Genomic DNA, 9,513 nt, shown 5'->3' with positions numbered 1-9,513 from the left:
TCCTTTCTTGGTCGTTGTTTGTCGTGATTCAATTATACCAAATGGAGGAATGTTCTTCTATTTTTTATGCTAGAAATACTGAAAACACAGGCTAACGCCTTAAAATACAAGTGCGAAAGTTGAGTTATTATTTTAGGTATTGATATAATCTATTATGATTGTTAATTTATTTTATTATTAGTTCACATATGTAAGGATATACTTATAAACTAATAAATATCTTATTGATAGAGGTGAAGGATGACCTTTAAAATCCACCAATCTTAAATTTTCTTTCAAAATACTATCTATTAAATTCTCGTTTTACCTGATTCCTACATTTTATCATAGAAATATTTTTAGGTATTAATCCATTATTTGAGTCAATCTTTGAATAAAACATATTCCAAATTAAATTGAAATTTTTATTATCATCTTTGCTATTCCACAATGGTAACTTAGGCCACTTAATAGCCCATCTCTTAACCATTAGAATAAATAATTCTGTATTTAAGCTACTTACTAAAGATGTACATATAGCTGCACATTCTTGAAGTTGTTTATATGCTATCTTAACCTTAATTATTTCATTATCTGATTTTATTCCTAACTTAATAGCATTTTTTCCTGCAATAATAGTATTAGAATGAACCACACCATGTCGCAATTCACATATTTTATCAAACTCTTCTAACGCCGCATATGCAAGACCTGTTTTATCTATATCATATCCCAAAAATTTTTTACACGTTTTTTTTATTGCATCTGCATCAGCAAATGATATATTCTCAAATGATCCTCTTTCCACATTACTTCCCGAGTGCCATAATACAGAGCCTAAACTAATTGATTGTGATGCAGATTTTGCTTTGCATATTGGGCAAATTTTAATAGCTTCAGATAATATTTCTCTAAGATAATTTTCAGTACATGAAATTATCCCAATAAAAAGCAACGGTCCCATAACTGTATTTACGTCTAAATAACTAGGGTCTCTTGAAATACTTAGTATTCCACGAACAGATTTATAAAACCTGTCTATAGCTGATTTATATAAACTACCACTGTCAATCTTTTCAATATACTCATTAATATCTCTAATTTTTTCAGATCCACCACTCTGATTTACTGAATTAATCCAATCACTACTCATCCTATATATTCCTCTGCATATGAATAAATTTTGTCTGCCCAATATGGCCCTATTTGCGGTACCCCTCTAAGTTCTTTATTATCGTTATCCATAAGTATATCTTTAATTGTTCTTATTCTAGAATATTTTTTAATTGATTGTACTCTTTTAGCCGTTAATGGTAACTTATTTATATCATTTGAAACTAACTCTTCAAAAATAGAAGCTGTTTTGAGTGGAGCACCACATTCTCCACAAAATTTTGTATGCTCAGAAGCTCTTGGTGTTCCACAAACTGGGCATGGTGGGAGTGATAAAGGAAATATACTTCTTATATCCTCAGTACCAATTAAAACTCTTGACGTAATTCTTTTAAATGAATGTGCATTTCTCTTTCTCAATGCAATAGCTAGATCTATTGATTTAATAGCCTTTTTTCCCATAAATGCATTTCTTTCTACTAAACCTGCGTAATGTATATTATAAAGTTCAAAAACCCCTTTTTCTCCTTTGCTCAATTCTTTTTTATACATAACTAACCCTGCATATTGAAAGAATTCTATAACTTTTGATAATTCTGAAGGCAATGGTTTTTTTATTGCTATTGTAACTCCTTGTTCATCAAGACCTTTTTCTTTATTATATTCTTTAATTTCATCTATCATCTTTATAAATATCTGCTCACCAGTAACAATAAACTTTTCATAAATAGGCAATTTTTCTTTTAAAGATAGAAATATACTCATTACTTGAATAAAAGTTTGATTTATAGCACTCATTACAGTCTTTCTTGTGAATTTAACTTCAAACTTTTCTACTCCATCTACAGTCTTATCCTTATAAAAATTTCTAACAATATTCAATAAAGCCCTAGGAATTCCAAAACTAGAATAGCAAATTATATATAGCAAGTCTAAATCTTCACTTAATTTATTATAAACAACTCTTGGTAATCTTCGTTCTAGTATTTGTAACATAAATTGCACATAATTATTTATTTCTGGTTTAATCCAAACATCTATTTCTTCAGCATCATGTCCAACATGAAAAGTAGGCGAAAAATTAGTTATACCTGGATATATTGCGGCTTTAGGTGATATTATCCTACTCTTTATTTGTCTAAAAAACTCAAAAAAATCATATTGCTGCTCCACAGAAAATGCATGTGCTGCATCATCTAATAATAATACACAATGACTTTTATTAGTACATGAAAATATCTTCTTAATTTCTTCCTCTAGCATCGAAATTGTTAATATAGTTTCTGTACTTATTTTTTCCGTAAATCCCAACTCTATTTTATTAACAACATCATCTATTTGAACCTTTTTAAGTAATAAATCATTTGGTGCTTCAATATTAATATCTTCTAATGTTTTATATAACCCTTGGTAAATTTTAAATAGTAACCATTGATTAAACCAATATGACGCATTTATATTTTTCCTATAAAGAGGCTCAATTTTTAAGGAAGTTTTAAAATTTACATAAATTGCAAGAGTTGTACCTTTCTTTTTAGAACACAAATTATAATAAGTTTTAAGCATTAACGTCGTTTTTCCACACCCTCTTGGTCCAGTAATTAATTTTGCTCCCCCTTGAGATAATTTTTTTATTATAATTCCCTCATCAGGATGTTCTATATTCCATTTTTGGAACAAATCTGTATTAATATATTCAGCTTGTTCAATAAAAATACTATCTTCCCTCATTAATTTATCCTCCATAAAATATTTATATTATTTCTACATACTTATAAAATAAATTTTACCATATATCTTAATACTTTTTAAAATTGAATATTATTTCAATGTGTTTTTTATAAACCATCATTTCATTTACGAAGTCCTGTATAATTTTTTTGCATTCTGGAAATTCTTATTAATACCTTCAACTAAATATGATATTTTTCTCTCTAGCTCTGATAATACTTATGCTTATATATATTATTTCTTTATTATCACAAACCTTTGAGCTAGTTATCCTTCTATAGGAGTATCTATATGAAACATATATAGATGAATATCCTCTTCTTTCTTAATAATTTCAATTGAATATTTACATTTATGGATAAAAGCTATCTTTTTTTTACTTCTATTCTATATATAACTATACATGCCTGTATACCTTATACCATGATAGAGTGTTTGCCTACTTTTAATAAAGCTTATTCAATTCTAAAGTAATATCTTCTTTAATAAAAAAATTTTATAAATTGTAAATAATTTTTTTAAGGATTATCATTATGAAAATTAAAAGGACTATGTTAACTCCAAAAGAATTTGATACTCTAAAGCAAATGATAACAGCTAATAAAGCTCCTAATATAATAATTAAAACATTCAAGAAAAATGGAATGCTAACATTCAGCTATGCTTCTCTAAAGAAAAACACTTTATATTATTTTAATATGTACTGTGATATTAAAAATAAAAAATGGGTTGAATGTACTCCACCACATCCCTCTTATAAAATATCACAACCTCTTCAAGAAACAATGTTTACAACTTCCATAAGTCAAAGACAATCAGAAAATAACACTAAACATTCATCACTAGAAAACACTACTACTGAAAAACCTCCACTAAATAGTTCTAATATTTATCATCACAAAATTAATCTTAAGGATAAACTTAAACCTATACCTCTATTAAATGAACTTGAACTTGCAATAGCCAGCAAAGAAAGTTCTTATTCATTAGCTATACCAGGCAATGACATAATGACCATATTAAAAAATATTCACTTCATAGAACAAGCTATTAACTCTATGAATCATAATTTATCGGTATTAATCAATTATTATAATGAACTTGATTAAAAAATTATAGGAATAAATTTGTTTTTCTGTAATTTTAATACAAAAACGAATTTATTCCTCTACTGTACATAATGAAGCTTCTAGTAAATAAAAACATTATTTATATGTTTTTCCAAGTTATTTTCTTCAAAATATATTGATAACTCTTTTTTAACTATTCTTTAATTATAGAAAGTAACTGATTCAAATTTTCTTTTTGTATAACTGTATCTATATTAGGATTTAAAGTTATAATTTTTGCTGAAGGTGTTAACTCATTATTTCTCACCTTAAACTTACTGTTATAAAAATTATATATATACTCTTCTTGATTTCTAAGATTTTTACCATTAACAGCCCAAATTTTATCAATCTTATCATCACTATTAATTGTACTAATAGAAAAATTATATTTATATACAATATCTTTAAAACTATAATTAATAACAGATTCAATAGTGGACCATTTTGCATCTAAAATAATAAATTTAGCCGATTCTTTTTCAGTTATTTTTATAACATAATCCGGAGTATAATATTGAGCTTTTCCACCCTCTAAGCTTATATCATTATTTCTAAATAAACCTATATCATTAACTACTTGTTCAAAATAAATAACAGGCTGATAATATACTGTTAAAGTTATTTTTTCTTTTTCAAATACAAATGTATTTTCAAATCTTGTGTTTGTATATTTAGCACTCTTTTTAAGTTTATAAACAAATTTATTTGACCCTTTCAGATAATATCCATTTTCAGCAATATAATTATTAACCTTAAAAAGCACATAATATTCATATATTTGGCTTGCCTCTGAAAATGTTAATATCATTTTCTCATTTCGAAGATTATAATTACCACTCTCAAACCAATCTCTTATCACTTTATATATTTTTCTATAATGCTGTGTTTCCATAAAAATAGGTGATGGTTTAGGAATATTATTTATGTTTATTTCTTCACATTTCAAAATTTGCTTGTACATAAAATAAAATTGTTGAATCTTTTTTTTTATTTCATATAATTTTCTTCTATACTTATCTAAAGTTTTATTTACCTCTTTATAGATTTCATTAGATGAGGATATATATTTAGATTTAATAGGATATCTTTGTGAATTATTAATCTTGCTCTCTACTTCTTTTATCTTATCTAAAATTGAATTATAGATATACTTTAAAAATCCTAGAACAACTTGATTTTCATAGATGTTATAGCATATTTTATTTTTATTTATTAGTGTCTTCTTAGGTTGTAAATTTAATTTATTATATTTAATACCCGTATTATAATTTACAGTTATAAACTGCTGTGGGTTAGATATTATATATTGTATTGTTTCATTCTTTATTTCTTTTAATTTTTCAAAATCATCAATAATATAATTACTATTTATATTATATTTTGCAGCTATTTTAAAATATTTAAAGTTACTTTCATATTCAAATAATATATTTTCTAGTATAGAAATTTCAGTATTAATATTTTTTCTTTTACTTTTTTCTACATCTGCAAAATCTTTCACATTTGAATCTTTTTTAAATAAATATTTATGTGAATTTTGAGCTATATAAGCTACCATTTTTCTTATGAGATCACTTGATATATTATCTCTTACTGCTACATCTAAATAATTGGAATAAAACTCATAGTTGCCTTCAGTAGTTTTAATACTAATTGTGAAGTTTACATATCCAAAATAATTCATAAAAATTCTTTTATCTGAAAATTTCTCAGACTTAAAATATATTTTCCCGTTATCATAAAAACACTCTCTTAATACATCATTAATATAAATATTGATATCTTGGATTTCCTTATCAAAAATTATACTTGCCTCATATTCCATATCACTATAAACGACTCCACAAATTTCGCTATTTGAAAACATATTATCTTCAGTTGTTTCTGTTAAAATTATATTTAAATCATTAACTAATTTAGTTTGTAATATTAATCTGCATTCCATATATCTAACCTTCTTTAGGAGAAAAATTGATAATACTGCATATTAGTATCACCTTTTTTAATTATATTTTCTATTATATTTTTACATTTCATCATATTATTTTTATCAAATTTTTCTTCTATACCTTTTAAAAACTTCCTATATTCATCGCCGTAACCATTAACTTTAGGTAATAATTTTTGTGCAACTACATAATCTAAAGCAACAAATTCTTGTGCTGTACTTTCAGTTTTCTCAAACAATTTGCAACCTACTTTTAAATATCTCTTTATCATGCTATCAACTCTTGGGCTTATTGATATGTTAATTTCTTTAAATATTTTATAAATTTCATCCAACTCTTCATACATTTGATTTGGTAGTTCTTCATCTGAACCACAATATGAATAATATGAAAAACATTTTTCTAAATCCTTAAACATAATTATATTATCATTTGTTTGTTGTTCTTGATTATTATTCAAGAATAAATTGAAATTATTTGTTTCTAAGGATATTATCCATGCTCTGTCTATAAGTCGTGGTGATAATGTTTCTGTTGTATGATCATAGTTTATTGTTGCCAAAAATCTTAAAGTTTTAGGTATATCATAAATATAATCTTCTCCTAAATTAATTTTCCTATTTTCCTTATCAAAATCACAAACATTCATAAAATCTGCCCAATAATGCTCCATAGAACTTAAATTTGCCTCATCTAACAGTATATAATAAGGAAAATCTTCAATATCTCTAATGCATTCCTGATGAAGTATGTTAAATACTTTAAAAAGTGAACTATTGTTTTTATCAAATGATTTAGTTAATGGATTATAATAACCTACTAAATCTCTTTTAGATGTCCATCCCTTTTCTACAGAAATTTCTGTAAAACGATTATAATCACTATTTTTATTAGCTAGACCTAGTATTTTAGCAATAATATTGCACATAGAAGTCTTGCCTGTTCCTGGTTCCCCTGCAAACACGGTTAAAAATCCCTGGGTTAAACATATCATAATATTGGTTATATCATTTCTACCATAATCTCTACTTTGTCTAACTTTCTCATGTATATACTCTATAATATTATCATCTTTAAATGATTTGACTTCTATTATTTTTTCAACATTTTCTTTAGATGCAATCGCTTTTTCAAAATTTTCTATATATTTCTCCTTAGTCCACTTAGCTGCTGATTCTAACATTTCATTAGCAATCATTCCATCAAAAGCAATATCTGAATATTTACTTATGCTTGTAGCATTCTCTAATTTCACTCTAATTTCCTTTTCAATTTTTTCTGCTTCATTTCTCATATTTTGATTTTTTCTACTAAATACATTATAATCATCTTCTGCTTCTTTTGCTTTTTTCTTAAGATCTTCAATTCTTTTATAAAGTAAATCAATCTCATCACATAATTCATATCTTTCACTTAACTCTTCAATAGCTTTTTCTATTTTTTCTTTTTTATCTAACATTGATTTCAAATCGTTCTCAATATTAGCAATTAATTGTTCTTTATTTTTATCATTTGAATCCTTTATTGATAATTGTATTTGTTCCAACTCTTGCTTTGCTTTATTTAATTCTTCATTCTTACTATCTATCTTAGCCTGTACTAATTCAACATTTTGTAATTTTCTTAAAATTTCATGTTGATTTAAAATCTTGCTAGCGATAGATTCTTTAGTATCTTTACCATCCAGTAATAAACCTATTATATCTATTAAATCGGTTTCTATAAACTTATCTGTTGTTTCGGTATTTTCAATTAATTCTTTTAAACGCTTTCTTCTTTCTTCAGATAATGAGTTATCTATTATAAAATTAATGTTTTTTCTTATTTCTTCAATTTCATTTCTAGAATAATGTGTATTTTTCATATTAATTATTTGCTTAACCTTGTCCAATAATTCTTCCTTACTTATAATATCTATATTTTCACTTATTAAATTTTTTTTATTATGAAAATATACCACTGTTATAAAAGAATTATTATAGTTATAAGGATTTTCTATTTCATTTATACTTAAATATGATTCATTGTCTTTTATAGAATATTTTTCTATAATATAATCACTATTTTTTTTGTCTATATAATAACCTCCCCCTTGATTATTTTCTTTATAGCCAAATGGTCCATAAACATAGTTATTATCCTTAATATATATTTTTTCTAAAATAGGTTTATTCTTAATTTCAGGCTTGTTATTATAAATCAATTGTTCCAAAACACTATTATCTTCAAGTAATTCTACAACTTCATATATTCCCTCATCATTTATAGTACATATGCTCTTATTTTTTATTAATTTATCACCATCGATCTTAAACTTTGTTTTGTTTTGAGTCTCTTCTAATTGGCTGTAATCAAATTTACATATCCATAAAGGAGATATAATATCATAATTTTTCTTTGAAAATTCAGACCATGGATTCACATTTATATTTCCATAATCAGGATAATAACTTTCTTTGACTTTATTTAATTTCCCATTTTTAAGGCTAAATAAAGGATAAATATTGCAAAAACCATTTTTATATTCTATAGTAACTATGTATTTATTCATCTCTTCTTTATTCTCTTCCATATCATTACCTTGATTCTCCTTATCCTTATCTGTATGTGTATTTGAATTCATAAAATTTGCTACACATTCCTCATAATTATCAGATAACACATATTCCTTGAATTTATTATCATTATAAAATTCTTTTAGCATATATATCATAGATTGTACAAAATTACTTTCATTTATCGAATTTATAACTTCATTAATATCATTACACTCAATGTTAATACTATTATATTTATCATAAATATACTTTCTAAATGTTTGGTGTCTTGTTTCATCTTTTAATATATAGTTAATTTTAGTCTGAATTTTTTTGTATCTTTTAAGTTGTCTTCTTGTTTCCCTATTATAGTCTGCATCTTCACTTGATTCCAGTATATCCTTTGGTAACTTTAAATAAAAATTTTTCAATTTGTCTAACATTAAACTCACATCCTTAAATATTTAAAATACATATCTGTACTAAGCACATGTTGTTTTCAAAATTATATTTAATCATATTTTATAAATCTTAATTTTCTAGTTACTTATTTTCCCCCTTATTTTTTTCAATTAATGTTTGTAATTCTTATAACTTATTATATATTTTAAATAATTTTATATATTCCATTTTAGCCCCCTCTCAATACATATATTACATAAAATATTATATCATATAAAATTTAACATTTAACCCTATATTTTTACATTATGTAACGTTTTGCAACATATAATTTCCTATATAAAGTAAACCATCTTAACAAACAGAAACTTCCAGTTTCTGTTATGACCCCAGGGGTCGTAGCAATAACTGGAAAGTTATTGCTTGTTACCAAATTTAAAAATATCTTAATTTTTCTTTTAATCTATCATAATTTCATAAAATAACCCATATAGAAATCACATTTCTATATAAATACTAGATATTAATAGTAAACTTTTCATTTGTTTTTAAATATAATATAGAGATATGAAAATAGGAGTGTGATTTTATGAAGGGTGATTTTAAACATTTTTTCCCAGGTGGAAATACATCTAAAGGATTCTATTCTTTTTACAGATATATATTATCTCAAGAAGCTGCAAGAAGAAT

Annotated in this window: 5 protein-coding genes and 1 pseudogene; 2 read left to right on the top strand and 4 right to left on the bottom strand. The window is 24.8% G+C overall.

Annotation, left to right across the window (positions count from 1 at the left end):
* Positions 1 to 283: 283 nt before the first annotated feature.
* Positions 284 to 1,132: a hypothetical protein gene (locus OIO11_RS12510; RefSeq protein ID WP_268071789.1), complete on the bottom strand. Its 849-nt coding sequence runs from the start codon at positions 1,130 to 1,132 to the stop codon at positions 284 to 286.
* Entirely contained in the window at positions 1,129 to 2,823 is a 1,695-nt protein-coding gene (locus OIO11_RS12505; RefSeq protein ID WP_268071788.1) for a hypothetical protein, read from the bottom strand. The genes OIO11_RS12510 and OIO11_RS12505 overlap by 4 nt, the downstream gene beginning before the upstream one ends.
* A gap of 533 nt (positions 2,824 to 3,356) precedes the next feature.
* Here OIO11_RS12505 and OIO11_RS12500 point away from each other — a divergent pair.
* Positions 3,357 to 3,932 carry a hypothetical protein gene (locus OIO11_RS12500; protein WP_268071787.1) on the top strand — a complete coding sequence of 192 codons (576 nt, stop codon included), beginning with the start codon at positions 3,357 to 3,359 and terminating at the stop codon, positions 3,930 to 3,932.
* A gap of 154 nt (positions 3,933 to 4,086) precedes the next feature.
* Here the strand turns inward: OIO11_RS12500 and OIO11_RS12495 are convergent, their stop codons facing one another.
* Both OIO11_RS12495 and OIO11_RS12490 read right to left on the bottom strand, forming a co-directional pair.
* On the bottom strand, positions 4,087 to 5,880 hold the full coding sequence (locus tag OIO11_RS12495) for a DUF2357 domain-containing protein (RefSeq protein WP_268071786.1): 1,794 nt from the start codon (positions 5,878 to 5,880) through the stop codon (positions 4,087 to 4,089).
* Between the two features lie 14 nt (positions 5,881 to 5,894).
* Entirely contained in the window at positions 5,895 to 8,864 is a 2,970-nt protein-coding gene (locus tag OIO11_RS12490; RefSeq protein ID WP_268071785.1) for a hypothetical protein, read from the bottom strand.
* 548 nt (positions 8,865 to 9,412) lie between these two features.
* Between OIO11_RS12490 and OIO11_RS12485 the strand changes: the two are divergent.
* Positions 9,413 to 9,513: pseudogene (locus tag OIO11_RS12485) on the top strand (ATPase); the annotation flags it as partial.

This window comes from Clostridium sp. ZS2-4 (genome assembly GCF_026719745.1).
Taxonomy (GTDB): domain Bacteria; phylum Bacillota; class Clostridia; order Clostridiales; family Clostridiaceae; genus Clostridium_H.
This window is presented reverse-complemented; position numbering and strand designations above follow the sequence as displayed.

What these genes read in the sequence shown, in the direction of transcription:
- OIO11_RS12510 (WP_268071789.1), bottom strand. Translation starts at nt 1,132, where the DNA reads ATGAGTAGTGATTGGATTAATTCAGTAAATCAGAGTGGTGGATCTGAA.
- OIO11_RS12505 (WP_268071788.1), bottom strand. Translation starts at nt 2,823, where the DNA reads ATGAGGGAAGATAGTATTTTTATTGAACAAGCTGAATATATTAATACA.
- OIO11_RS12500 (WP_268071787.1), top strand. Translation starts at nt 3,357, where the DNA reads ATGAAAATTAAAAGGACTATGTTAACTCCAAAAGAATTTGATACTCTA.
- OIO11_RS12495 (WP_268071786.1), bottom strand. Translation starts at nt 5,880, where the DNA reads ATGGAATGCAGATTAATATTACAAACTAAATTAGTTAATGATTTAAAT.
- OIO11_RS12490 (WP_268071785.1), bottom strand. Translation starts at nt 8,864, where the DNA reads ATGTTAGACAAATTGAAAAATTTTTATTTAAAGTTACCAAAGGATATA.